Source organism: Hallella absiana (genome assembly GCF_025457485.1).
Lineage (GTDB): Bacteria > Bacteroidota > Bacteroidia > Bacteroidales > Bacteroidaceae > Prevotella > Prevotella absiana.
Window position 1 is genome coordinate 84,294 of sequence record NZ_JAMXSP010000002.1, and the last position, 25,014, is coordinate 109,307.

The window sequence follows — 25,014 nt, forward strand, 5'->3', positions numbered from 1 at the left end:
AAAACATAACTAACAAAGACATAACAATGAGAAAATTTACCAAGTATGCGCTGCTCTTCGCGGCAGCTCTCCTTACTACAGCCGGACTGTCATCGTGCAGTGACGACAACAACGACAATGGCGATACAGCCGGGCTCACCAACGCACAGAAAGAGATGAAAGCCATCGGTGAGCAGTACATCGCCAACACTGTGAACAGCACCTACAAATATCTCGCCGAGGAGACGGCAACCCTCTACACCCAGCTCGACAACGACCTAACAAAGTTCCGCGCCGGTACGCTCACCCAGAGCGACATCGACCAGACTTGCGAGACCTTCAAGAAAGCACGCTCGTACTACGAGAGCAGTGAGGCCTTCCTCTTCGGCGCCGCTACAGACTTCGGCATCGACCCGCATATCGACACCTGGCCGCTCAACGTGAGCAAACTTGCCACCACACTGAAGAACAAAGATCAGGTGAAGCAGATGGAGGAGGACAACGACGTCACCGTGCTCGGTGAAACACAGTTAGGCTTCCACGGCATCGAGTTTGTGCTCTTCCGCAATGGTGCCAACCGCACTGTCGACGCACTGAAGGCCAACGAGACTGACAATGAATTCACAAAGATCAATGCCGATGTCACCGGTGAAGAGGAACTGGTCTTCGCTAAGGTCGTCGCCCTTGACCTGCGCGACAAATGCTGGCAGATGGAAGTGGCGTGGAACGAAAACGCGCCCAAGGAACACAAGGATCGCATGGAGGAACTCGAATACGCAACAACCGTCAACGGCGGCGACTATTCCTATGGTCAGAACTTCCTTGCAGCAGGCAACGCCGGAAGTACTTACCGCACATGGCAAGCAGCCATGAACGCCATCATCATCGCTGGATGTGAGAACATCTGCGACGAGGTCGCCAACACAAAGATCGGCAATCCTTACTCTGGCGAGGACGAGAACTATATCGAGTCGCCTTACAGCGAGCGCTCGTTCTATGACTTCCAGGACAACATCCGCTCTATTGAGAACAGTCTCTACGGTGGGCGTTCCGACGACAACAGCCGCGACAACAGCAAGTCGCTCATTCAGTTTATGAAGAATCACAACTATGAGGGACTTGCACAACTTGAGAGCGACTTGAAGGCCTCGATTGCGGCTTTGGATGACTGCAAGACGCTGAAGGGCGGCTTCGTCAACAACATCCACAACGAAAAGGTGGGCGTTGCTCAGAAGGCTATACAAGCACTCGACGCCGACCTCACCAAAGCCGGTGAGTGGATGTCGAAGCAATAACGCGTAAGCTCTTTCCTCCCCAAAAGGCGGGAGGAAAGAGAAAAATCAAATCACTTTCATGACAATGAACTACTGTACGAATAAATCTCTCTTAATCCTTGCAGGACTGATGGCCATGGGACTTTCTGCCTGTAAGGACAATGACCCAGATGTCAGCGTTCAGGGCAATGTGGAAGACGCTGAATATGTTGGAAAGTCTGTAGGCAACTTCTCTGCCGACGAATGGTATCCGGGTGGTAAACTCGGCACCACCAGTAACGTCACCGCCGGTTGCTACGAAGACGAAACGCCCGCGGTGGTAGACAACGAAAAACTGGAGCTGGCCTTCAAACTCGGTGAGGCTGTCTTTGAACGTAACTTCACCGACAACACAGCTCCCTTCAAAGGACTCGGACCAGCTTACCTGCGATCGTCGTGCATTGACTGTCACCCAGGCTACGGACACGGCAAGCGGCAGACCTCTTACCCATCGACTTACGGCAACGGCTACCTCTTAGCTATTTACCATCCCAAATCTGAGGGCAGCAACGACGGTGCCTATATCTCTGAGGTCACGGGCATGCCGCAGACCCTCGCCAATGCACCCTTCCTGCCACCTGTCGATGGCAGTCAGATAAGAATAGAGTGGAAGCACGTCACCGCCATGGAGTCAGGACTGCCAATGAAGTTTCCCGACGGCGAAACCTACGACCTTATCTATCCTGAGGTAACGATTCCTGAGAGTGCCTTCAACACCGACCCGAAGCCTACCAACTATGCTGTCAGACTGGAGTCGACCATTGGCGTCATCGGTACAGGCCTCATCGATGCCATTCCACAAGACTCTATCATCGCACAATATAAGAAAGAAGCTGCTGTCGGCGTGGAACTGAACCCAAGCTTTTGGGACAAAGGAGCCAACGACATGGCAGCCAGTGCCTGGTATAAGTTCACTGTTCCCGGCACCGACTCTAAAGGACAGCCTGTCGAGAAAATGCTCAAGCGCTTCACCTATGCCCTCACCCGTGCATCTCTGCAGGACGGCCCCGGTGCCAACGCCGTGTGGAATATCACCAACGTGATGCGTTCCGACCGTCCTTATCTCTACACCACCAATGCCTGGGCCAAAGCTATGTCGGAAAACGAAAGCGTGCTGAAGGCGATCATGGCCGACCCGACTTCACCCTATTATGGTGACGGCTCACGCGACAGCGTACAGCACATGGTCTACAACCTACTGCGACCCGGCACCAACCAGTTCGACAATCCCTGGCATAAGTTCCAGGCAGAGATGAGCGACGACCAGTTCTACAACTTCATGGTATGGCACCGCGGACTCTCCATTCCCCGTGCCCGCGATCTCAACGATACCGACGTACAGCGTGGCAAGGAGCTCTTCATCAGCATGGGGTGCGCCCACTGTCACCGTCCTCAGTGGACTACCGGCGATGACAACTACTGGAGTCCTAACAACATCAGCCTGAAGCCGCTACCCAAATATCCTCATCAGAAGATATATCCTTATTCTGACTTCGTACAGCACAAGCTGTGCATGAAGAACGACATCCATGGCAGCTGGTGCCGCACCACACCACTGTGGGGACGCGGACTCTCGCTGGCCAACACAGGTGCTGAAGACCGGTTGCACGACTGCCGTGCACGTAACGAGGTGGAGGCCATCATGTGGCACGCCTATAGCAAGAACAGCCAGGCTTACTTCGCTGCGGCGAAGTTTTATCAGCTCAGCAAGAAAGACCGCGACTGTGTCGTGAAATTCTTACGAGCAATATAACATCATGTTTTTCGTCATGCGGTCAGGGCAAGGAGTCGGGAGACCCTGAGTCGTGCCGCATGACTTCTCTTTTCCGAAACACATGATGCCCAACACAATATTAATACTATCATCGTCGTTTTAACTCATTATCAATAACATGGTGTTTATCAAGAAAGCTCTTCTCTCCCTTTACGTGCTTCTTATCAGTGTAATGGCGGCAGCCACCATCGTAGAGCATTGCACCAGCACGCCGTTTGTCAATGAACACATCTATGGCGCATGGTGGTTCACGCTGCTATGGGCTCTGTTAGCAGCAGGCGGAACCACGTATTTCGTTAAGCGGCACGTAAGGAAATGGAACATCTTGTTGCTCCACCTCTCACTCCTTATTATATTGTTAGGTGCCTTGCTCACTCATATCACCTCGTTCAGCGGTACGATCCATCTGCGGCAAGGCGAAGCGGTAGACAGCTATCGCGAGATGGTGTCGATGACTGAGAGCAAGAGTCAACCTCTTCCCTTTGTCGTCCGACTCGATCGCTTCGACGTAATCAACCATTCTGGCACCACAGCTGCCTCAGACTACATCACCCACTTCTCTATCGCCGACGGCAAGACCGTTACCCATGCCCAAGTGTCGATGAACAAGATCTTTGTCTACCACGGCGTCCGTTTTTACCAAGCCAGCTACGACACCGACAACCTCGGCTCTATACTCAGCATCAGCAGCGACCGCTGGGGTATCCCCACCACCTACACGGGCTACGGTCTGCTCTTTTTCTCATTGCTCTGGTTGCTCATAGACCCCAAGGGCACGTTCCGCCGCAGTATCCGACAGCTATCCCATTTGGATGACACCATTAATAGAAGCAAGGATAATACATCGCAAGCAAGGCGCAGTTCGGTTCTTACCCAGATTATATTCATTCTGCTGACGCTTGTCCCCTCCATCAGCCACGCACAGACCAGCGTGCCTCGTGAGACCGCCGACCGCTTTGGCAAGCTGCTTATGGAATACAACGACCGCATCTGTCCCGCAGAGACCTACGCGCTCGACTTCGTGCAGAAAATTCATGGCAGCCGCAGCTACAAGAACTACACCGCTGAGCAGGTGCTGTTGGGCTGGACTTTCTATCCCGAGGACTGGTCGGGCGAGCCGTTCATTCACATCAAAAGCAGCGAGATGCGCCAACAATTGGGCATCGGAAAATACGCCAGCATGAACGCTTTCTTCCGCAATGGAGAATACATTTTAGGACAACCTGCCTACGACTACGCCCACGGCACCAACAAAGATGCCTTCCACAAAGCCTGCGCCGACATCGACGGCAAACTGCAAATGATGATGACACTGCGTCAGGGCACCCCATTCACGCTCTATCCCTACACCTTCTCCCATCAACGCACACTGTGGTTCTCACCCTTTGAGCGCTTCCCCAAAGAGATGCCACGAAAGGATGCCGACTTCATCGGGCGTTCCTTTGCCACGCTCTTCGTCGTTGCCCGGCGCGGCGACTTCGCCACCGTCAACAGCACGCTGGACGCCATCGCCGAGTATCAGCAACACAACGGCGGCAACAGCCTGCCCTCAAAGTCAAGACTCACTGCTGAGAAAATCTACAACCGGCTGCCCTACACCACGATTCTTTTCATTCTCAACCTCACGTTGGGGATGCTGACCTTAGGCTTTATGGCACGACGCTCCACCAAAGCGACGCGCCCCCTTCGTGTTCTGCTCCTATTATCGTTCTTACTGTTGACCTTCGTGCTTGCTCTCCGTTGGATCATATCAGGCACCATCCCCTTGGGCAATGGCTATGAGACGACACTCGCCGTGGCATGGATGGCACAGCTCTTCGTGCTTATCTTTGCTTCTACGCAGTCTGCCGGCCACAATGGCTTGACCTTGCTGATGTGCGCCTTTGGCTTTCTCATCTCGGGCTTCTTCCTGCTTGTAAGCCATATCAGCCTCATGGAACCGGCCATCGGCCCACTGATGCCCGTGCTCAACTCTCCACTGCTGAGCATCCACGTGAGTTTCATGATGATGAGCTACGCCTTTCTCTCCATCACCTTCTTCTGCGGACTTGCCGCACTGATACGTCCCCGCACGGCAGAAGCCTTGCAGGTGATCAGCCGCGTGTTTCTCTATCCCGCCATCGTCACCTTAGGCATTGGCATCTTCCTTGGTGCCATCTGGGCCAATGTCAGCTGGGGCTGCTATTGGAGTTGGGATCCGAAAGAGACGTGGGCGCTCATCACTTTCATGCTCTATGCCATCGCCCTGCACACACAAAGCCTGCCACGACTGGCTCGTCCGCGCGCGTACCATATATATATGGTGTTCTGCTTCCTGAGCATCCTGATGACGTACTTCGGTGTGAACTATCTGCTCAGTGGCATGCACAGCTATGCATGAGGCTTTCTCTTATCACTTTTAGCCAAAATATCCTAAAACACGCACCGCCACAGCCCGATAATTTGCTTCTTCCAAAAAAGAATGTTATCTTTGTGAATGATATAAAGTCAAACAACATTTAACACAACAAAACATTATGGCAAAAAGAAACGAAGTATATAAGTGCGCAGAGTGCGGCAACATCGTAGAGGTTATCGTCCCCACCGACAAGGACGTATGCGGATTCAAGCAGCTCAAGGAGAACACTACCGACGCTGCCACAGAGAAGCACGTGCCCGTCGTAGAGAAGATTGAAGGCGGATACCGCGTCACCGTAGGTGAGGTGGAGCACCCCATGACCGAGGCTCACTACATCCAGTTCATCGAGCTTATCACCGACAACAATGAGGTGTTGCGCAAATACCTCACTCCGAGTGACAAGCCGGTGGCTGAGTTCAAGACCGACGCCAAGAACGTCTATGCCCGTGAGTATTGCAACCTCCACGGACTGTGGCGCTCTAAGTAAGCGTAAAGACTACGGCAGTGGCATGCATCAGCAGCCCCTCTGCCCATTCTATAGAAAGAAAGCCAGACTACTTCATCCGTGGTCTGGCTTTTTTATTAAGCATTGAGTATTCCACGTCCAACCTGTTCAACAGTCATCACTCAACATTCGACATTCCGTTCATTCAACACACCGTTAATTCATCATTCATCATTCAACATTCAACATTCAAAAATTGGTTATATGGCGGAAAATGCTTAATTTTGCAAGGTTAAAGTGATTCACAACTCATAGGTATCTATTATATGACCCGTTTACACCGTATAGCACAGTTTCTCTTGAAGCCTATTACACGCAATGGTGTATTTTTCTTCATGATGTACGCTCTTGGCATTGTCACCGCTCTGATAGCGCCATCGAGTGACCGTGTGGACTTCAACAGCGACCATTTTCTTTACGACAATCTCTTTCTCGAGTTGTTTCTCGACACCTATCTCGCCTGCGTGGTGCTGGCCCTTCTGCCCCACAAGGTACGTGTGTGGGTGCGCCGCCTGCTCTATGTAGTCCTCTACACCACCACCATGGCCGATGTCTACTGCTATTGGAAGTTCAGCTCCACGCTCAATCCGGCCATGCTCCTTTTGGTTGCAGAGACCGACAGCCGCGAAGCCGGTGAGTTTCTGAGCTCCTATCTCACCCCCGATGTGCTCTTCTCGCCGGTAGGCTGGATCGTGTTGCTCATCATGATCCATGCCCTCATTGCCTTGCGTCACCGGTGGTGCCGACTGTTCACCGAGCGCCAGCATCTGCTCTTTGAAGCATGGAAAGACCGTACCCGTCAGCGTTGGCAGCACGTGCCCGTGACGCTGATCAGTGGTATCGCCGTAGTTGCTCTGCTCATCACCAGCGCCATCACCAGCTGGCACAACAAGGTGGAGATGACTCGCATGATGACCGCTCCGACCATCGGCACCATAGAGCACAAGCTCACCGCTGCCGACCACGCACAGTTCTACTTGCCCATCTACCGTCTGGCTTTCAGCATATACAGCAACCACCTTGCTTCGATGCAAGTAGAGAAGTGCATTGCCGCCGCCAAGAATGCCAAGGTAGACTCGTGCAGTTACACCTCGCCAACCATCGTGCTCATCATTGGTGAGAGCTACAGCAAGGCGCACGATGCCCAATACGACTATTTTCTCAACACCACCCCTCGGCAGAAAAAGCTGGAGCGGACGGGGCTTCTCACCAAGTTCACCGATGTGGTGAGTTGTTGGAACCTGACCAGCTTTGTCTTTAAGAACGTCTTCTCCACCCACGTCGTGGGCGAGAAAGGCGAGTGGTGTGACTATCCCCTTTTCCCTGAACTCTTCCGCAAGGCCGGCTACCACGTCACCTTCCTGACCAACCAGTTCCTGCCACGTGCCAAGGAAGCCGTGTACGACTTCTCCGGCGGTTTCTTCCTCAACGATCCCACGCTGAGCGAGGCACAGTTCGACACCCGCAACAGCCAGCTCTACCGCTACGACGCCGGACTGCTGAGCGACTACGACAGTAAGGTGAAGGACGGACAGATCACCATCGACCGTGTGCGCCCCGGACATGAGACTCACCACAATCTGATCATCTTCCATCTCATCGGGCAGCACGTAAGCTATCGCCAGCGCTGTCCCGACAACCAGCGCGTGTTCACTCCCGACGACTACAAAGAGCACCGGCCTGAACTCGGACCGGGACGCCGACAGATGATTGCCGACTACGACAACGCCGTCCACTACAACGACTCCATCGTCACAGCTATCGTCAAGCGCTTCTCCAAGCGCAACGCCATTGTCATCTACATGCCCGACCACGGCGAGGAATGCTACGAGCCAGGCCGCAACATTGTCTGCCGCAACCACAGTGCCGAAGTAGACTGGCCATTGGCGCACTATGAATTTGAGGTACCCTTCTGGATCTATTGCTCGCGCAGCTATGCCAAACTGCATCCCGCCGTCTTCCAAGCCATCAAGGCGGCTCGCCGCAAACCGTTTATGACCGACGCTCTGCCCCACATGCTGCTCTGGCTCGCCGGCATTTCCACCAAGGACTATCACGCACAATACAACCTGCTGTCGCCCGAGTATGACGCCTCGCGACCGAGAATACTCAAGAACAAGGCTGACTACGACAAGTTAAGACCCAAAGAAAAATGAACGCAGAATTATTAACCCGTACGGAATGCAACGTGATGCGCGGACTGGCTATTCTGGGCATCTTCCTGCATAACTACTGTCACTGGCTCAGTCCGGTGGTGAAGGAGAACGAATATCAATACTTCCAGCACAATGTCGACTGGCTGCTGCAAGTCTGTGCCCGCCCCGACGCTCTGCTGCCGATGCACCTCATTTCGTTCTTCGGGCACTATGGTGTGCCCGTCTTCCTCTTCCTCAGTGCCTTCGGCCTGGAAAGGAAATACGGCAACACCAAACCCGGACCGCGCCTGGAACCAAAGGTCAATACAGGAGGCTTCATCCGTTATCACTTCCTGAAACTGTTCAAGATGATGATAGTCGGCTTCGTTTGCTTCACCATTGTCGACGCCATCACGCCGGGCAGCTGGCACTACACCGTGGTGCAGATTCTCACGCAATTAGGTATGGTCAACAACTTCCTTGCCCATCCCGACGACAACATCTGGCCGGGACCCTACTGGTTCTTCGGTCTGATGCTCCAGCTCTACCTTGTCTATCGTCTGTTGCTCTACCGCCACCATTGGGGTTGGACAGCAGGACTGATGGCTGTATGTCTCGGCATACAAATGGTGATGGGTCCTGAGAGTGAAGCCATCAACTATTATCGCTACAACTTCATGGGCGGCATGCTGCCCTTTGGTCTCGGCATTCTCTTTGCCCGCTATGGCGAGCGCATCATGCTGGTGCGCATGAACTTCGGCGGCGCGCTGATGAGCTGGGTGGTCTGCTCCTTCTTCATCGTGTCGATGAGTGCCAACTACTACGCTTGGGCTTTCGTTCCTGCAATGGTGTGCTACGCCACTGTCTACTTCGTGAAGGCCCTTTCGCTGCTGCCTATCCAGCGTCTGCGCGACACACTTTGGTACATCTTCTCTTGGCTGGGTTCCATCTCTGCGGCCCTCTTCGTCATCCATCCCGTGCTGCGCAAAGTGTTTATCCCCATCTCGCGCCACGGTGATTACTACACGGGTCTGCTGCTCTATGTCATCACTTCGCTGGGCGTTGCCTGGCTGCTGAAAGAAGTGATGAAGAAGATTCCAAGCCCAAAAGAAGCGAAGATTAAGAGTTAAGAGATAGGAGTCTGAAGTGAGAAGATTGGATTCTGAAGTGAGAAGATCGAGGCTTGGAGTTAGATGAATCAACTCTTCACTCAACATTCAACACTCAACATTTAATAAGTCAACACTCAACATTCATCATTCAACATTGTGAAACGTATTCCCGATATAGAGCTTGCTAACATCAGCCGCTTCCGTGGAGAGCTGATGGGAGCTGCCATGCTGTTTATCATGCTGTTCCATGTGGACCTTGCCCGTTCCGACGCATTCTTTGGTCTTCGGCGCATGGGCAACATCGGTGTGGACATGTTTCTTTTCCTCAGCGGTATAGGCCTGTGGTTCTCGTGGGCCAAGAATCCGTCTGTCAAGCGTTTCTATTTCCGGCGTTTCGTGCGCATCTATCCAGCCTGGCTCATCATCGCGGCACTGTTCTATCTGCCAAAGTTCCATGGCGGCTCAGCTTGGTCGTGGATCGATCTCATCGGTGAGCTGGGCTTCAACTGGGAGTTCTGGCTCCGCGACGAGTTAAACTTCTGGTACATTCCCGCCATTATGATGCTCTATCTCTTCGCCCCACCCTACATGGAGTTGATCCGTCGTCACCCCATCTATCGTTGGTTGCCCGTGGTGATGGTGATGTGGTGCATCCTGGTGCAGTGGGTGACGCCTATCAATCACGTAGTAGGGCACCTTGAAATCTTCTGGAGTCGCGTGCCCATCTTCTTCATTGGCATCAACATGGGCGAGATGGTACGACGCAAGCAGACCGTCGACGGACAAGGCATCTGGATGGTCTTCCTGATGTTTGTCATGGCTCTTGCCTCCAGCATCTTCCTGGAGCAGGAGAAGCACGGACAGTTTCCACTGTTTATCGAGCGCATGCTCTACATCCCGCTCACCGTCACAGCCATCCTCATCCTCAACCGCGTCTTCCGCCGGTTGCCTGCCAAGGTGAACGGTTGTTTCCGTTTCGTGGGTGGACTGAGTTTGGAATGCTATCTCATCCATCAGCATTTTGTGCTGGCCTACATCCCCAAGACACTCTCCTATTGGCCGACCTTCCTGCTCTGTCTGGTCATCACCCTGCCCTTGGCATGGGTGCTGCAAAAGGTGACGCAAGTGATCCAGAATGCAGTAGAGAAACGCTTTCAAAGAACACCAACAGAAAAATAAAAGAAATACACATGCACTATACCAGCCTACTTAAGCTCATCCGTCCGGCTCAATGGATGAAAAACGCCTTCGTGTTCTGCCCCGTGATGTTTGGCGGAAAACTCTTCGAGGCCCAGCCCCTACTGTCGACACTGATCACCTTCATGGCTTTCAGCTTCGTGGCATCGAGCATCTATTGCTACAACGACATCTGTGACCTTGCTGACGACATCCGTCACCCAGAGAAATGTCACCGCCCCATTGCCTCCGGTGCAGTCACGGTGGCACAAGCCTACGGCCTGATGTTCCTGCTGTTCCTCATGTCGATGGGTAGCTGTGCTCTCCTACTTACCGTGGGAAGCGACATGGAGAGCAATGCCATAAGCGTGGGCAGCGTCATCCTCTTCTATTGGCTGATGAACCTCGGCTACTGTGCCAAGCTGAAGCAGTATGCAGTCATCGACGTGTGCGTGGTGGCCTTCGGCTTTGTACTGCGCCTGTTTGCCGGTGGCTTTGCAACGGGCATCGTGCTGAGCAAATGGATCGTGCTGATGACCTTCCTGCTGACGCTGTTCATGAGTCTTGCCAAGCGCCGCGACGATGTGTTGCGCATGGAGCAGACTGGACAGCCGCCACGCAAGAACACCATCCACTACAACATGACGTTTATCAACCAGAGCATCACCATCACAGCCGCCGTGACCTTGGTATGCTACATCATGTACACCGTAAGTCCCGAGGTCATCGCCGCCTTCCACAACGACTATCTCTATCTCACCTCCATCTTCGTGCTGGTAGGTATCCTGCGCTATCTGCAGATAGCCGTAGTGGAAAAGAAGAGCGGCAATCCCACAAAGATCATCCTCCACGACCGCTTTATCCAACTCGATGTCCTGGCATGGTTTGTCGCATTCCTCGTGATCATCTATTGAGTATTAAAAGAGACCAACTATGCAAGTGTTTCTCTTCGACTTCGACGGCACGCTGACCACACGCGACACGCTGCTTGCCTTTATCCGCTACGTCCACGGCACGTGGCGTATGACATGTGGTTTTCTGCGCTACCTGCCTCAGCTGGTGCTGATGAAGTGCCATCTCTATCCCAATTGGAAAGCGAAGCAAAAGATCTTCACCCACTTTTTCGCCGGTATGCCACTGGACACCTTCAACGACTATTGCCGCCGCTTTGCCGCTGACAATCCGGAGCTTCTCCGTCCCCAGGGGCTCGCCACTCTTAGCCACGCCCTTGACAAGGGCGCACAGGTGATGGTGGTCAGCGCAAGCATCGACAACTGGGTGGCTCCTTTCTTCCGTCATTACCAGAGCAGTCACCGTCTCTCCATCGTAGGCACCCGGATAGAAGTCATCGACGGCAAGGTCACCGGCCGCTTCCTCACTCCCAACTGCTATGGTCCCGAAAAGGTGCGCCGTGTGCAGGAAATGCTGAGCGAGCCGCGCGACCATTACCGTATCACCGCCTACGGCGACAGCCGTGGTGACAAAGAAATGTTGCAATATGCCGATGAAAAACATTACAAGCCATTTAGATAAAGACAAACAAGAGAAGCTGGGCGAGGTACTGCGCTTCGGCATCGTCGGCGGCGTGGCCACGCTTATACAGTATGGTGTGTATCTGCTCCTGCTCCAAGGGACGAGTGCGGGCGTAGCCAACACCGTGGGCTACGCGGTAAGTTTCTGTTTCAACTTCTACGCCAGCACCCACTTCACCTTTCATGTCAAGGCCAACGTGAAGCATGGTGCCGGCTTCGCGCTGAGCCACGTGGTCAACTATTTGCTGCAGATGGCCATGCTCGCGCTGTTCATCTGGTTGGGCGTACCGAAGCGGTGGGCGCCCATACCGATGTTCTGCGTCTGCGTGCCTGTCAACTTTCTGCTGGTCCGGTTCTTTCTTAAACGATAATTGTCATGGCTGTGAACAAGAAAGAAATCATTCGTCGCGCGCTGGTCCTGGCTTATGTCACCCTGCTCAACGCGCTGGTCATCGTCCGCTACTGGCATCAGTTCAGCTATCTCAACGACAACTACCGCAGGCTGGTGCTGAACACCTTCCATATCTCCGGCTTCGATCCGCTGAGCTATATCGTCATCGACCGTTGGAGCACCGCCTACAACATCTACCGCCATCCGTTGCTGGCTTTCTTCATGTGGTTGCCCTCGCAGCTCAATGCCGCTGTGGAGTGGCTCACAGGGCGCAACGCCGCTCCGCTCATCATGGGTTGCATACTCGTAGCCTGCGCCTACTACACCTATATATATATGGTGCGTCTGCTCCATCGTGTAGTAGGCATCGGCGAAGGCGACGCCTGGTTGCTGACCACCTTCCTGTTCTCTTTCGCCTACGTGATGGTGACCCTCAGCGCTCCCGACCACTTCTGCCTGTCGATGTTCATGCTCACGCTGGTGCTCTATCTCTCCGGCATGAAGATGAAGGAAGGCAAGCTCATGCCCCGTTGGCAGTCGGTCCTGCTGTTCTTTCTCACTGCCGGCATCTCGCTCAACAACGGCATCAAGGTGTTCCTGGCCAACCTCTTCGTCAGTGGCAAGCGTTTCTGGCGTCCTGCCAACCTGCTGCTGACCGTTGTCCTGCCTGCCGCTCTCATCTGGGGCTTTGCCCGATGGGAATGGTACACCTATGAGCGACCTAACTTCATTGCGCGTCAGGAGGCCAAAGTGAAGAAACACGACAAACTCATTGCCAAGACCTATCAGCAGGTTGCTGACACCATGCACACCACCGACACGGCTCTCATCCGCCGCACAGCCCTTGCCATCGTAGCCCGACAAGACTCTGTCAAAGCCGCCAAGAGCAGCCGTCTCGCCATACATGCCCATGAGGGCAAGCCCATCGCCAACGGAGAGTTCTCGCAGTGGACCGACATCAGCACGCCACGCGGATGGAGTCTGATAGAAAACATTCTGGGCGAGCCCATCCAACTGCACAACGACCATCTGCTCGAAGACGTGCTGCGCAACCGCCCCGTCATCGTGCACTATCGCTTTGCCTTCAACTACATCGTGGAAGCCCTCATCTTCTTGCTCTTTCTTCTCGGCGTGTGGGCCGGCCGTCGTAGCCGCTTTCTCTGGCTCGCCCTCTCGTTTCTTGGCTTCGACCTGCTCATCCACGTGGTGCTGGGCTTCGGTCTCAACGAGGCTTACATCATGAGCGCGCATTGGCTCATCGTCGTGCCCATAGCAGTAGCGTACCTATTGAAAGATGCCGCGCACTCTACCAAAGAGTGGATAAGATTAACTCCTCGTCTGCTTATTGGAGTTCTTACGCTCTACCTCCTTATTTACAATGGAACGCTTTATGTCGGTTATCTGTATTGATTCTGAAATTGTCGACAGCCATTTTTCTTGGAGAATTATTTGCCGTTGCCGTTTATTTTATTAACTTTGCGGAAAAGGAAAAACTATGATACGTTATCCGATAGGAATACAGACCTTCAGTGAGATCCGCAAGAGAAACTACCTCTATGTAGACAAGACACAGTATGTCTACGAAATGGCAAACGACGTGAAATACGTCTTTTTGTCCCGCCCGCGCCGCTTTGGAAAGTCTTTGCTCGTCAGCACGCTCGATGCCTATTTCAGAGGAAAGAAAGAGCTGTTCAGCGGACTGGACATTGAAACGCTGGAACAGGACTGGACCGAATATCCCGTTCTACACTTCGACCTGAGCGATATCAAACTGGGAACGACCGAGCAATTTGACATCAGCATCAATGCCACACTCTCTTCCATGGAGGAGAGCTATGGAGTCACGACATCCACTGACCGAGACATAAGTACAAGGTTCAGGCTATTGGTTGAGAACATCTATAAGAAAACGGGGAAGCAAGTAGTCGTGCTGATTGATGAGTACGACTCACCATTGCTCACCGTACTTCATATTCCGGACCGTTTAGATGCCATGCGCACAGCCTTGCAGTCTTTTTTTTCTCCATTAAAGAAACTGGATCCGTATCTTCGGTTTGTCTTCATTACCGGCATCACGAAGTTTTCACAGCTGAGCATTTTTTCCCAACTCAACAACCTGAGCAACATCACGATGCTGCCGCAATATTCTACTATTGTAGGATTCACCCAAGAAGAGATAGAAAAGAATTTCAAAGACGGCATACAAAGTATCGCAGAGTCTAACCAAATCACTTACCAGGAAGCCCTGTCGAAACTCAAGGTTCTCTACGACGGTTACCATTTCTCCCGCAACTCCGAGGGCGTCTACAACCCATTCAGTGTCCTGCGTGCCATGAATACGAAGCAATTAGATAACTTCTGGTTCGAGACCGGCACACCGTCCTATCTGATAAAAATGCTTCAGTCTTACGACACGTTTATCCCAGAACTGGAAGAGTGCAAAGCTTTCTCGTCAGACTTCGACGCACCTACAGAAGCCATGGTCAGTGCACTTCCGCTGCTGTATCAAAGCGGTTACTTGACCATTAAGGACTACAATCCCTACAGTATGGAATACACTCTTGGATTTCCAAATACTGAGGTAAAGGTAGGACTGCTGCATTCGCTTATTCCTTATTATGTAAGCAAAGAAAATACAAAAGCCAGTAGTGCCTTAGGCAGTATGTGGCTGGCTCTGATGCATGACGATCTTGACGGAATGCTCCGTATAGCACGCAGTTTCTTCGCCTCCATCCCTTATCAAGAAGGAACCCTAAAGGATATGAAAACATCAGAGGGGCATTATACGGCCATGCTCTATGTGATGTTCTCGCTATTCAGTAACTTCTGCTATTCGCAAGTGAGAACAGCAGAAGGCAGAATGGATATACTGCTGAAGACTCCAACCACAGTCTACATAATGGAACTGAAGATGGACGGCTCTGTTGACGATGCTCTTACTCAGATAGACGACAAGGGTTATCTCATTCCTTACGAATCAGACGGTCGTCGCCTGGTGAAGGTTGGTATCAATTTCAGCAGTAAGGAACGTACCATCAAAGAGTGGAAGATAGCGAAAGGATAAAAGCCGATAATCAAAACAAGACCGGCAAAGCCTTGTCAACTTCAGATATTTGTATTATCTTTGCCGTAAAGAAAACAGACGCCACTATATGAACTATGCACTCATCATCGCCGGCGGGTCCGGCAACCGCATGGGACAGGACATTCCCAAGCAGTTCATGCACGTAGACAACTGCCCGATCATCATCCACACGATGAAGGCGTTTCAACAGCATCCCGACATCCACGGCATCGCCGTGGTGTGCCTCGCAGGATGGGAAACGGTGTTGCAGTCCTACGCCAACCAGTTCAACATCACCAAGCTGAAGTGGATCTTCCCCGGCGGAAAGAACGGGCAGGAGTCGATCCACAACGGCATCTATGGTCTCCGCGAGGCCGGATGCAAGGACGACGACCTGGTGCTGGTGCACGACGCCGTGCGTCCGCTGCTCTCACAAGACATCATTTCGAGCAACATCGCCATCTGCCAGAAATACGGCTACGCCATCACCGGCATCAAATGCCGCGAGGCCATCCTCGAAAGCGACGACGGTTTCACCACCTCCACGAGCATTCCACGCGACAAACTCATCCGCACGCAGACACCACAGACCTTCCGTCTGGGCAACCTCATCCAAGCCCATGAGGAGGCAAAAGCCAAAGGCATCACCAACTCGGTGGCTTCGTGCACGCTGATGGCAGAACTCGGCGGACGCGAGATGCACATCGTGCCGGGATCGGAAAAGAACATCAAGATCACGACCGTAGAGGACTTGGAAATCCTCAAGGCCCTGATGAAGGTACAACCGGAGACATGGCTGAAATGACACCTTACCAAGAAGACATCAGGCAACTCTATGCCCAAGGACTCAACCTCGACGCGCTGCAAGGACACTCCCTGCTCGTGGCGGGAGCCACGGGACTCGTCGGTGCCTGTGTGGTAGACATCGCTATGGCTGATCCTCACCGCAATCTTCGGGTCTTCGCCGCCGGACGCAACCGCCGTAGGGCCGAGAAGCGCTTTGCCGCCTACGCCAATGACCCTCGCTTCTCGTTCGTGGAGATGGACGTCACACAGCCTGTCATGGACGAAAAACCATACGACTATATCATCGACGCGGCCAGCAACGCCAGCCCAAACTTCTTCAAGCAGCAACCCGTAGAGGTTATCAAGGCCAACATCGACGGCGTGGCCAACCTGCTGGACTATGGTCGCCAGCACAGCCTGCGCAAGATGGTCTATGTCTCGTCGGGCGAGATCTATGGCGAGGGCGACGGTCGCGCTTTCACCGAGACCAGCAGCGGCTATGTCGACTGCGCCACGCCACGCGCCTGCTATCCCTCGTCGAAACGGGCCGCCGAGACGCTCTGCATCGCCTACGCCACGGAGTATGGCACGCCGGTGACCATTGCCCGCCTGTGCCACACCTACGGTCCGGGATTTACCGAGTCGGACAACCGCGTCTTCGCACAGTTCTTCCGTAATGTGCTCCGCGGCGAGGATATCGTGCTGAAAAGCCGCGGCGAGCAATACCGCAGCTGGCTCTATGTCGTAGACAGTGCCCATGCCCTCCTCCACTTGCTGCTTCACGGCGAGAGCGCACAAGCCTACAATGTGGCCGACGCCAAGGGCAACATCACCATCCGACAGCTCGCTGAGCAGGTGGCCGCGTGGGCCAAGCGCCAAGTGGTCTTCGACATACCCGCCACAGCCGACCAAGGCAACACCACGCCCGTGACACGCGCTACCTTCGACACATCAAAGATAGAGCACACGGGATGGAAGCCACTCTTCGACATCTCCACGGGACTGAGCCACTCGCTGGAGACGCTGAAAAGCCAATAATAGCACGACACGCCGTCAGGACAAGTAGCCAAGAAAGAACTAAGTTGTTAGGTTTTGTGACATTTTTCCGCCTCTGAGAATGCGTTCTTTGCCAGCAAACAGTACTTTGGTGGCGATTTCGCGAATTTTGAGCGCTTTTAGCAAAGTGCTGATTACCAACAAGTTAATAAAACTACCATATTTTGCTCATTATAAAAACGGTGGTTTGACCAAAAATTCTCTAGAGAATTTTTGGTCAAACCACCGTTTTCATCACCTCAGAAAGGCTTTTTCATCGAGTAAAATAACCTTTTTGAGGACGACAACATCGGTTTTTGATCGTTTCGTCTCGCTTTTTTGGATGAAACAACTCTCTTTTATCTCTTTTTGCCCTCGTTTTTCTCTCTAGAATGAAAGCTTAGGCAGACAGACTTTTGTCGGCTTTTCTTATCAGCAAAAGGAGTATTTTTCCAATCTTATCTATTCTTTTCCGTCAGTTACTTCTCGCCCTCATGAACCTTCAAATCGGGGATGATGAGGATCGCATGGAAGTGGCGCTTCTCCACGGGCGGGATGGTCATATAGTCCTTGTAGATGTTTTTGAGATACTGATCGGGATCGTTCGGAGCCGGGAACTCCGTGTCCTCGAAGCGTATCTTGCCCAAGGGCAGCACGGTGGATCGGTCGTGGGTGATGCCATAGCCGTTCATCGACGGGATGTCGGCGTAGCGTGTTGACTTACAGAACAGCATGAGCACACGCCACAGAGCCGTATAGAGCAACTTCTTGCCTCCGAACCAGAAAAACTCAGCCACGGCGCGCAGCGAATAGCGATGGGAGTGGTTGAGAATCGCCATGCTCTTGGTGATGCCGATGCTCAACCGTTTGATCCACGCTTTCGGTGCATTGGGATGGCGGTCGAAGGGGAAGATGTCGACATAGATGCCCTTCTCATAGTCGTCGATGAAGTTGTCGACTTTCTCGATATAGAGCGAGTTGAGGTCACGCACCTTCACGTTTTGCGCCCTCACCTGCGGATTGGTTTCCCTCGACTGTATCATCAGGTTCTGAGGCAGATAGGCCTGTCCCTCCTTGACAAAGCGGCGGAGATCCTGCACGTCCATGGCGATGTCGATGTCGTCGTCCCATGGGATAAATCCACCGTGGCGCACGGCACCCAACAGCGTACCGCCATCGAGCCAATAGCTGATGCCCATCTTCCGGCAAGCCTTGTCGATGTCTTTGAGAATCTCCAGCTGTTTCAGCTGGCAGGCCCGCAAATTGGGCTGGTTATACTTATAGAGTTGCTCTTTGTAGTCCATGTCTTCCTTTTTGATTACAAAGGTACTGCAAACGAGTGGAAAGCCCAAATAAAATGGAATGAAAATAAATTATGGGAAAAAGCAAAGGATATTGAAAAAGAAAATGTATCTTTGCAATACATACATTACTACAAGCGTAAAGAAGAAACATGGCCACAACCGACAAGATAAATTCCCGAGCTATGCTCAAAGAGTTTCTCAGAGCTGACTCAAAAAACTATCAGAAACAGCTGCATCTGCTCAGCCGATGGAAAGAGCGCATCGCCACCAACCCCATGTCAGACCAGCACTGCATCTGGCAATACATCGTGGCGCTCCGTCATCTGGAATACTACAAGAATGCGCCACAACGTGGCTGGTACCTCATCGGCCATGTCTATTGGGCTTGGCGATTGCGGCGGCTGAGCTATAAAACCGGCTTTCAGATCCCACCCAACACCTGTGGCAAGGGCTTGACGATATGGCACTGGGGATCCATTGTCATAAATCCGAAAACACATATCGGCGAGAACTGCACTCTCTACCCGGGCGTGCTCATCGGGCACAAGACACCGGAGGAAGGAAAAAGCGCCACCATCGGCAACAACGTCTTTATCGCGGCCGGTACGAAAATCATTGGCGACGTGACCATCGGCGACAACGTGACCATCGGCGTAAACACCGTCATCGTCAAAGATGTGCCCAGCAATGTCGTCATCGCCGGGAATCCCTACAAGATCATCCGGCGGTTGGACGGCGAAAACAACAGATAACCTGACTGACCACAATACAACCATCATCCTCTATGCAAGCTTATAAAACCGATGTGGCGGTGCTGATGCTCTTCTTCAACCGCCCCGATAAATTCCAACAAGTGTTTGAGCAAGTGCGCCAGGCACGCCCCCGCCATCTCTTTCTCTATCAGGATGGCCCACGAGGCGAGCGCGACATGCCGGGCATTATGGCCTGCCGCAAGATAGCTGAAAACATCGACTGGGAGTGCGACGTGCGGCGCCACTACTGCGAGAAAAACCAAGGCTGCGACCCGTCGGGATACCTCTCGCAGCGATGGGCGTTCTCAATGGCCGACAAGTGTATTGTAATTGAAGACGACGTTGTGCCCTCACAGTCGTTTTTCCCTTTCTGCAAAGAGATGCTTGACCGTTATGAACACGATGAGAGAATTACGATGATTGCAGGCTTTAACACCGATGAAGTGTCAGAAGATGTCTCGGCCGATTACTTCTTCACTTCCGTATTCTCTATCTGGGGATGGGCATCGTGGCGACGTGTCGTGGCACAATGGGACAGTGGTTATTCTTTTTTGGATGACCGGGAGACAGTACAACGATTGCGAGACCTCATTCGGCAACGAAATTATAGAAAGAGCTTGTTGCCTATGTTTTTTTCACATAAGAAATCGGGAAAGCCGTATTTCGAGAGTATCTTTGCTGCCAGCATGATGCTCAACAACGGGCTCGCCATCATGCCCAAGCGCAACCTCATCAACAACATCGGCCTCACCGCCGACTCCACGCACTACTCCGCCAGCGAGAAAACGACGCCACACGGACTGCGCAAGATCTTTACGATGAAACGCTTTGAGCTCCAATTCCCACTGAAACATCCGCGATATGTCATCGACAACGTAGCATATAAGGAGCGATTCTACCGCCGCAGTGCTTGGGGACACCCTTGGATAAAAGTGGGACGCTCGTTGGAGGAGCTCTTCCTCAACCTGCGCTATGGCAACTTCCGCGTCATCGGTAAAGCCATTACCAACCGATTGCAGAAGGCCATAGGACGATGATAGGCCTCTTCGGCACGACGTGGAAAACCATGTCGCTTTTGCTTGTTTATATCAAAGATTTGTCTTATATTTGCAGGTAGTTACCATTCCACAAAGCTATGACAAAATATCCCATAGGCATTCAGACCTTCTCAAATATCAGAGAAGAGCAGTACATGTATGTTGACAAGACACAATATGTGTATGAACTTGCCAACACCAAGAAGTACATCTTTCTCTCGCGTCCACGCCGCTTTGGAAAGTCACTGCTCGCAAGCACGTTTCATGCTTATTTCAGTGGACGGAAAGAGCTGTTCTACGGACTGGCTGCCGAGCACATGGAAAAAGAATGGAAGAAATACCCGGTACTGCACTTCAGCCTTTCAACGGCCAAGAGAGGTACTGTGGAGGACTTGGATAGCGTCATCGCTATGCAGCTAAAATGGGCAGAACAGCAATATGGAATAGGAAACGACAGCCGCGATGTCACCGCACGTTTATCCTCCTTGGTCATGCGACTCTACGAAAAGTTGCATCAGCCGGTCGTCATCCTCATCGACGAATACGACGCGCCACTACTCACTGTCTTGCACGACAAAGAGCGGTTGGGGGCTATTCGCACTGAGTTGCAGTCGTTCTATTCTCCTTTGAAAGACCTCGACCCCTACCTCCGCTTCGTGTTTATCACTGGCATCAGCAAACTTTCAATGCTAACGACATTTGGACCGCTTAACAACTTCTTCGATATTTCTATGCTGCAAAAATACGCTACTCTTTGTGGCTTCACACAGCAAGAGTTAGAATCAAATTTCCAAGAAGGCATCAATAGTTTAGCCGAAAGATTAAAGACTACGAAGGAAGACATTCTTCACAAGTTAGATATATTCTATGGTGGCTATCGCTTTGCAGCCTATTCGACAAAAGTCTATAATCCATTCTATTTACTCTCTGCTATGAACAAGCAGCAGGTTGACAATAACTTTTTAGCTGCATGCGCCCCTGACCTCCTTGGTAAAATGAAAGAGGAAATCCATACCGATCCCATTAAAATTGACGGTAGTAATATTTTCGCACAGGATATCATGGCCACCATCGACAATACATGCTCTATTGTACCGCAGCTTTATCAAAGCGGTTATATTACTATAAAAGACTACGATCAACGTTCACAATGTTATACATTGGGGATTCCCAACGAACAGGTGAAGGTGGGCATCAACTTCTCCACTAAGGAGAGGACGATCACGGAATGGAAAACTGAATCAAAAAATAAGCAATAAACATACGATTATCACACTATGGCAAAACTGGCATTCCTTATTTCTGCACATAAAGATCCTATTCACTTGAAGCGGCTGATCGACAGTCTGCCGGAAAGCTCAGAGTTCTTTATTCACATCGACGCCAAAAGCGACATAAGGCTGTTCACCGAAGCTATTGACCAGCCCAACGCCCACTTCATCGAGCACCGCGTCAACGTCTGCTGGGGAAGTATCAATGAAGTAGAGTATCAAATGGAACTGATACGCGCCGCACTCGCCGCCGGCTCCTTCGACTACCTCATTACGCTCAGCGGCATGGACTATCCCGTGTGGAGCAACAGCAGGATCATGGAGTTCTTCGACAAGGCCAATGGCAAGATCTTCCTGCAAGGCATCTCCATGCTCCACCAAGGTAAGCTATCGCAACAATACGCTAAGCTGCGCTTCTTCAGCGATAAGCCGTGGGCCAACGGCACGCTGCTCAGCAAAGCACGCAACGGACTGCGCGAGGCTGTGTCGGCACTCGGCGTGCGCAAAACACTGACCATACACTGCCCCGACAAGGAATATACGCTCTACAAAGGAGCTGCCTGGTGGGCCATCACACCCGATCTGGCTCTCGACGTGCTCAACCAGTGGGACAACAATGAGCATCTCGTGGGATACTTCAAGACGAGTTTCTGCCCAGCGGAAACCTTCGCGCAGACCGTAGCCTTCAACTCGCCGAAATACGCTGACCGCTGTATGCTGGCACAAGGACGCTACAAAAGCCTGACAGTGCTGACGCCACTGACCTTCATCGACTACAGCACCAACATCAAAATCCTCGATGAGTTTGACTTCGACCGCATCACCAAGTCGGGAAAGATGTTTTGCCGAAAAGTCGTCACCGGTGAGAGCGACCTGCTCATGACGCTGATCGACGACGCAAGAAAAGAGCCGGGAACGGAAGCGTAAACTGCCGACGACTGTCAGTCGCTCAGCCGGGCCTTGAGCATCTCGCCATTGCGAAGCTTGCTGCCCATCTCACGGCAATGGGCTATGTAGTCGCGGTGCTCGGCCTCGGTGACGGCGGCGATGCGCTCTGGCAACTCTTCGAGACTGTCAACGACAAGGCCTAAGTGATTTTCCTTCACCCAGTCGGCCACTGCGGACTGACTCCACACGATAACGGGCAGTCCGGCAGCAATATACAAGGAGAGCTTGTGAGGAAGGTTATAGCGCAGGTAGTCACCGAGCACACCACTGCACGTGGTGATGCTGTCGCCGTCCCATACGAGTCCCCAACCACCATGGATGGTGCCGGTGTGGTCACCCTGGAACACACCATAATATTTAATATGTGGATAGGACGAAAAATCAATGTCGCTCTTCAAGCCATAGAGATTGAACGTCAAACCGCTGAAAGGATGACGGCACAAGGCGGGAAGGAACTCCGACTTCCTGAGATTTCCCGCAAAGACAATCTCGTTGTGTCTGGCAACAATGTCGTCGACGGGCAAGAAATCATCCTCGGAATAGTAGTCGAAGATATGAAGCAACACGATGGGAGTCTTCACGCCGTGGTCGATCAACCACTGACGCATCGGCTCGGTATGGGCGATGATGAGGTCGGCAGAGTTGAAGATACCAATGTCCTGACTGGGATCCCGGTGATAGCGCAGCGACTGTACATCGTGGATGATGAGGACGATGCGGTTGCGGAAAAGATGAAGCAGACGCGCCACAATGGGGAAACCGTTGCGAGCCGAAGTGGGATACTGATAGTAAAACTCGTTGTGTCCGCCCCGCCGGACCAGCATCTTCACGTGGAGCCACAGTCCTTGCAGGTTAGGAAGCAACGGCAACTTATAGTTCTTGCAGACGAGATCTTCCACAGGAAAGCCCAAGCGCTCGAATGTCTTATTGTTGTCTTGGCGTGCCTTGCCCAAAGCCACCTTGTTGGCCATGGTGCCTAAATAAAGCGTATAGTTGACGATAATCTTACTCATCGTGTGTGACGGTTAATTCTTGGATATATGTTTATGCGTACAAAAATACGACATTATTTCGACTTACGTCGCCTTTGGAACGAAAAGTTTTTGTAATTTTGCACCTTTATGAAGAATCCCTTTAATATCTTTGCCTTGCGCAATAAGCCCGAACGATGGCTTGCCCTGGTCTCAGTCCTCGTTTTCGGCGCACTCAACGCCCTGCTCGTCTATGCTCATTGGGGACGGTTCACCATGGCACGCCATGGTCACGTAGGAGCATGGTGGCTGTACAACAACCAGCTGCACTTCTCCGGCTACGATCCCTACGCCTACATGATGCTGACGCAGTACACTGCTTACTACGAGATCAACCGTCATCCAATCTACACGTTCTTCTTTTGGCCACTATATCAGCTCAACCACTGGATCATGGTGACCTTTGATTTCAACGCTGCTCCTATTATAATAGGTGTGCTGATCACGGTACTCTCTACCTACACGGCCCTGTTTACCTACCGCACACTCAAGGAGGTGATGGGCTTAGGAGTGAAGGACAGCCTATGGCTCACAGCCCTGTTCTTCTCCTTCGCCTCGGTACTCACGGCAGCCATGTCGCCCGATCACTTCATCATCTCAGCGTTTCTGCTCACGCTCACGCTCTATGTCTTCGGCAAATGTCTGCGTGACAACAAGCCCGTAGAATGGTGGAAAGGAGCCGTTCTCTATCTGCTCACAGCTGGCGTGACGCTCACCAACGGCGTGAAGACGCTGCTCGGCGGACTCTTCGTCGACGGGAAGAAGACATTTCAATGGAAGAATATCTTACTCGCTTTCTGTTTGCCTACGCTGCTGCTCGTGGCCGGGGCCACCGCACAATATTATGAGCTGGCTCTGCCGCGCGCGCAGAAATCGGCCATCATCGTGGCAAAGACAAGAGCAAAAGACCCTACTCTGGCGAAAAAAGATTCCATCAACAAGATTCTAAACAAGAAGATTTCAGGTGAACAACTCAGCAACAAGCCTTTCCTGAAATACATCAGTGTGTCGGCCCACCGCACTTATGGCATCGTAGAGGGGATCTTCGGAGAGTCCATTCAGCTGCATCGCGACTATCTCCTCGGCGACATCTACCTCGGACGGCCCGCCATCGTGCATTATCGCTCATGGTTCAACTACGTCGTCAACGCACTGGTCGCTATCCTTTTCTTTGCCGGCGTCATTGTGGGACGCAAGCGACGCATCATACAAATGTTGTTGTCGTGGTGGGCAGTGGATCTGCTGATACACATCGTCCTGGGCTTCGGCTGCAACGAAGTGTACATCAACGGCGCCCACTGGATGTTCTTCATTCCCGTGGCAATCGCTTGCCTCTATACTGATCTCAAAGACAAATGGCTACAAACGGTTAAGAACACGACCATGCTACTCACGGTCTATCTCTTTGCCTACAACGGTACGCTGATAGTAGAATATCTCTTGCACTAAGCACAACAGGCGCTGACGGCAC

The 25,014-nt window shown here is 52.3% G+C and carries 21 protein-coding genes; 19 read left to right on the forward strand and 2 right to left on the reverse strand.

The window, feature by feature from the left end:
- Positions 1-26 precede the first annotated feature (26 nt).
- The 14 genes from NG346_RS01370 to NG346_RS01435 all read left to right on the forward strand — a co-directional run bounded on the left by NG346_RS01370 (position 27) and on the right by NG346_RS01435 (position 17,203).
- Positions 27-1,274, forward strand: coding sequence for an imelysin family protein (locus NG346_RS01370; RefSeq protein ID WP_262279010.1), 1,248 nt, complete (start codon positions 27-29; stop codon positions 1,272-1,274).
- 64 nt (positions 1,275-1,338) lie between these two features.
- Entirely contained in the window at positions 1,339-3,045 is a 1,707-nt protein-coding gene (locus tag NG346_RS01375) for a di-heme oxidoredictase family protein (protein ID WP_262279011.1), read from the forward strand.
- A gap of 139 nt (positions 3,046-3,184) precedes the next feature.
- Complete coding sequence (ccsA, locus tag NG346_RS01380; protein WP_262279012.1) at positions 3,185-5,446, forward strand: cytochrome c biogenesis protein; 2,262 nt, start codon at positions 3,185-3,187, stop codon at positions 5,444-5,446.
- A 136-nt stretch (positions 5,447-5,582) separates the two neighbouring features.
- Positions 5,583-5,951, forward strand: a complete 369-nt coding sequence (locus tag NG346_RS01385; RefSeq protein WP_154534730.1) for a desulfoferrodoxin — start codon at positions 5,583-5,585, stop codon at positions 5,949-5,951.
- A gap of 284 nt (positions 5,952-6,235) precedes the next feature.
- A complete protein-coding gene (locus tag NG346_RS01390) occupies positions 6,236-8,125 on the forward strand; it encodes a phosphoethanolamine transferase (protein ID WP_262279013.1) in 1,890 nt (629 codons plus the stop codon).
- Complete coding sequence (locus NG346_RS01395) at positions 8,122-9,234, forward strand: acyltransferase family protein (protein WP_262279014.1); 1,113 nt, start codon at positions 8,122-8,124, stop codon at positions 9,232-9,234. Before NG346_RS01390 ends, NG346_RS01395 begins: the two co-directional genes overlap by 4 nt.
- Before the next feature lie 195 nt (positions 9,235-9,429).
- Complete coding sequence (locus NG346_RS01400; RefSeq protein ID WP_263010670.1) at positions 9,430-10,395, forward strand: acyltransferase family protein; 966 nt, start codon at positions 9,430-9,432, stop codon at positions 10,393-10,395.
- Positions 10,396-10,406: 11 nt separating this feature from the next.
- A complete protein-coding gene (locus NG346_RS01405) occupies positions 10,407-11,306 on the forward strand; it encodes a decaprenyl-phosphate phosphoribosyltransferase (protein WP_262279015.1) in 900 nt (299 codons plus the stop codon).
- Positions 11,307-11,325: 19 nt separating this feature from the next.
- The gene (locus NG346_RS01410; RefSeq protein WP_262279016.1) at positions 11,326-11,925 is read left to right on the forward strand and encodes an HAD family hydrolase; all 600 of its coding nucleotides are present in this window, start codon (positions 11,326-11,328) and stop codon (positions 11,923-11,925) included.
- Positions 11,897-12,295 carry a GtrA family protein gene (locus NG346_RS01415; RefSeq protein WP_262279017.1) on the forward strand — a complete coding sequence of 133 codons (399 nt, stop codon included), beginning with the start codon at positions 11,897-11,899 and terminating at the stop codon, positions 12,293-12,295. The genes NG346_RS01410 and NG346_RS01415 overlap by 29 nt, the downstream gene beginning before the upstream one ends.
- A gap of 5 nt (positions 12,296-12,300) precedes the next feature.
- Complete coding sequence (locus NG346_RS01420) at positions 12,301-13,725, forward strand: DUF6080 domain-containing protein (protein WP_263010666.1); 1,425 nt, start codon at positions 12,301-12,303, stop codon at positions 13,723-13,725.
- 85 nt (positions 13,726-13,810) lie between these two features.
- On the forward strand, positions 13,811-15,379 hold the full coding sequence (locus NG346_RS01425) for an ATP-binding protein (protein ID WP_262279019.1): 1,569 nt from the start codon (positions 13,811-13,813) through the stop codon (positions 15,377-15,379).
- 88 nt (positions 15,380-15,467) lie between these two features.
- Positions 15,468-16,184 carry an IspD/TarI family cytidylyltransferase gene (locus tag NG346_RS01430; RefSeq protein WP_262279020.1) on the forward strand — a complete coding sequence of 239 codons (717 nt, stop codon included), beginning with the start codon at positions 15,468-15,470 and terminating at the stop codon, positions 16,182-16,184.
- Positions 16,172-17,203, forward strand: a complete 1,032-nt coding sequence (locus NG346_RS01435) for an NAD-dependent epimerase/dehydratase family protein (RefSeq protein WP_317620773.1) — start codon at positions 16,172-16,174, stop codon at positions 17,201-17,203. The genes NG346_RS01430 and NG346_RS01435 overlap by 13 nt, the downstream gene beginning before the upstream one ends.
- A gap of 476 nt (positions 17,204-17,679) precedes the next feature.
- Here the strand turns inward: NG346_RS01435 and NG346_RS01440 are convergent, their stop codons facing one another.
- Positions 17,680-18,504, reverse strand: coding sequence for a LicD family protein (locus tag NG346_RS01440; protein ID WP_262288174.1), 825 nt, complete (start codon positions 18,502-18,504; stop codon positions 17,680-17,682).
- 149 nt (positions 18,505-18,653) lie between these two features.
- Between NG346_RS01440 and NG346_RS01445 the strand changes: the two genes are divergently transcribed.
- From NG346_RS01445 to NG346_RS01460, 4 genes are all read left to right on the forward strand, one after another.
- Positions 18,654-19,256 carry a serine O-acetyltransferase gene (locus NG346_RS01445; RefSeq protein WP_262288175.1) on the forward strand — a complete coding sequence of 201 codons (603 nt, stop codon included), beginning with the start codon at positions 18,654-18,656 and terminating at the stop codon, positions 19,254-19,256.
- 32 nt (positions 19,257-19,288) lie between these two features.
- On the forward strand, positions 19,289-20,293 hold the full coding sequence (locus NG346_RS01450; RefSeq protein ID WP_262288176.1) for a hemolysin activation protein: 1,005 nt from the start codon (positions 19,289-19,291) through the stop codon (positions 20,291-20,293).
- Positions 20,294-20,391: 98 nt separating this feature from the next.
- A complete protein-coding gene (locus tag NG346_RS01455) occupies positions 20,392-21,552 on the forward strand; it encodes an ATP-binding protein (RefSeq protein WP_262288177.1) in 1,161 nt (386 codons plus the stop codon).
- Between the two features lie 18 nt (positions 21,553-21,570).
- On the forward strand, positions 21,571-22,491 hold the full coding sequence (locus NG346_RS01460) for a beta-1,6-N-acetylglucosaminyltransferase (protein ID WP_262288178.1): 921 nt from the start codon (positions 21,571-21,573) through the stop codon (positions 22,489-22,491).
- 14 nt (positions 22,492-22,505) lie between these two features.
- Here the strand turns inward: NG346_RS01460 and NG346_RS01465 are convergent, their stop codons facing one another.
- Complete coding sequence (locus NG346_RS01465; RefSeq protein ID WP_262288179.1) at positions 22,506-23,525, reverse strand: hypothetical protein; 1,020 nt, start codon at positions 23,523-23,525, stop codon at positions 22,506-22,508.
- A gap of 108 nt (positions 23,526-23,633) precedes the next feature.
- Between NG346_RS01465 and NG346_RS01470 the strand changes: the two genes are divergently transcribed.
- Positions 23,634-24,992 carry a DUF6080 domain-containing protein gene (locus NG346_RS01470; protein WP_262288180.1) on the forward strand — a complete coding sequence of 453 codons (1,359 nt, stop codon included), beginning with the start codon at positions 23,634-23,636 and terminating at the stop codon, positions 24,990-24,992.
- The last annotated feature ends 22 nt before the right edge of the window (positions 24,993-25,014 follow it).

Coding starts and splice junctions, on each gene's coding strand:
- NG346_RS01445 (WP_262288175.1), top strand. CDS start 18,654: ATGGCCACAACCGACAAGATAAATTCCCGAGCTATGCTCAAAGAGTTT.
- NG346_RS01370 (WP_262279010.1), top strand. CDS start 27: ATGAGAAAATTTACCAAGTATGCGCTGCTCTTCGCGGCAGCTCTCCTT.
- NG346_RS01410 (WP_262279016.1), top strand. CDS start 11,326: ATGCAAGTGTTTCTCTTCGACTTCGACGGCACGCTGACCACACGCGAC.
- NG346_RS01400 (WP_263010670.1), top strand. CDS start 9,430: ATGGGAGCTGCCATGCTGTTTATCATGCTGTTCCATGTGGACCTTGCC.
- NG346_RS01405 (WP_262279015.1), top strand. CDS start 10,407: ATGCACTATACCAGCCTACTTAAGCTCATCCGTCCGGCTCAATGGATG.
- NG346_RS01460 (WP_262288178.1), top strand. CDS start 21,571: ATGGCAAAACTGGCATTCCTTATTTCTGCACATAAAGATCCTATTCAC.
- NG346_RS01470 (WP_262288180.1), top strand. CDS start 23,634: ATGAAGAATCCCTTTAATATCTTTGCCTTGCGCAATAAGCCCGAACGA.
- NG346_RS01430 (WP_262279020.1), top strand. CDS start 15,468: ATGAACTATGCACTCATCATCGCCGGCGGGTCCGGCAACCGCATGGGA.
- NG346_RS01425 (WP_262279019.1), top strand. CDS start 13,811: ATGATACGTTATCCGATAGGAATACAGACCTTCAGTGAGATCCGCAAG.
- NG346_RS01385 (WP_154534730.1), top strand. CDS start 5,583: ATGGCAAAAAGAAACGAAGTATATAAGTGCGCAGAGTGCGGCAACATC.
- NG346_RS01440 (WP_262288174.1), bottom strand. CDS start 18,504: ATGGACTACAAAGAGCAACTCTATAAGTATAACCAGCCCAATTTGCGG.
- ccsA (WP_262279012.1), top strand. CDS start 3,185: ATGGTGTTTATCAAGAAAGCTCTTCTCTCCCTTTACGTGCTTCTTATC.
- NG346_RS01435 (WP_317620773.1), top strand. CDS start 16,172: ATGGCTGAAATGACACCTTACCAAGAAGACATCAGGCAACTCTATGCC.
- NG346_RS01375 (WP_262279011.1), top strand. CDS start 1,339: ATGAACTACTGTACGAATAAATCTCTCTTAATCCTTGCAGGACTGATG.
- NG346_RS01450 (WP_262288176.1), top strand. CDS start 19,289: ATGCAAGCTTATAAAACCGATGTGGCGGTGCTGATGCTCTTCTTCAAC.
- NG346_RS01395 (WP_262279014.1), top strand. CDS start 8,122: ATGAACGCAGAATTATTAACCCGTACGGAATGCAACGTGATGCGCGGA.
- NG346_RS01415 (WP_262279017.1), top strand. CDS start 11,897: ATGAAAAACATTACAAGCCATTTAGATAAAGACAAACAAGAGAAGCTG.
- NG346_RS01455 (WP_262288177.1), top strand. CDS start 20,392: ATGACAAAATATCCCATAGGCATTCAGACCTTCTCAAATATCAGAGAA.
- NG346_RS01420 (WP_263010666.1), top strand. CDS start 12,301: ATGGCTGTGAACAAGAAAGAAATCATTCGTCGCGCGCTGGTCCTGGCT.
- NG346_RS01465 (WP_262288179.1), bottom strand. CDS start 23,525: ATGAGTAAGATTATCGTCAACTATACGCTTTATTTAGGCACCATGGCC.
- NG346_RS01390 (WP_262279013.1), top strand. CDS start 6,236: ATGACCCGTTTACACCGTATAGCACAGTTTCTCTTGAAGCCTATTACA.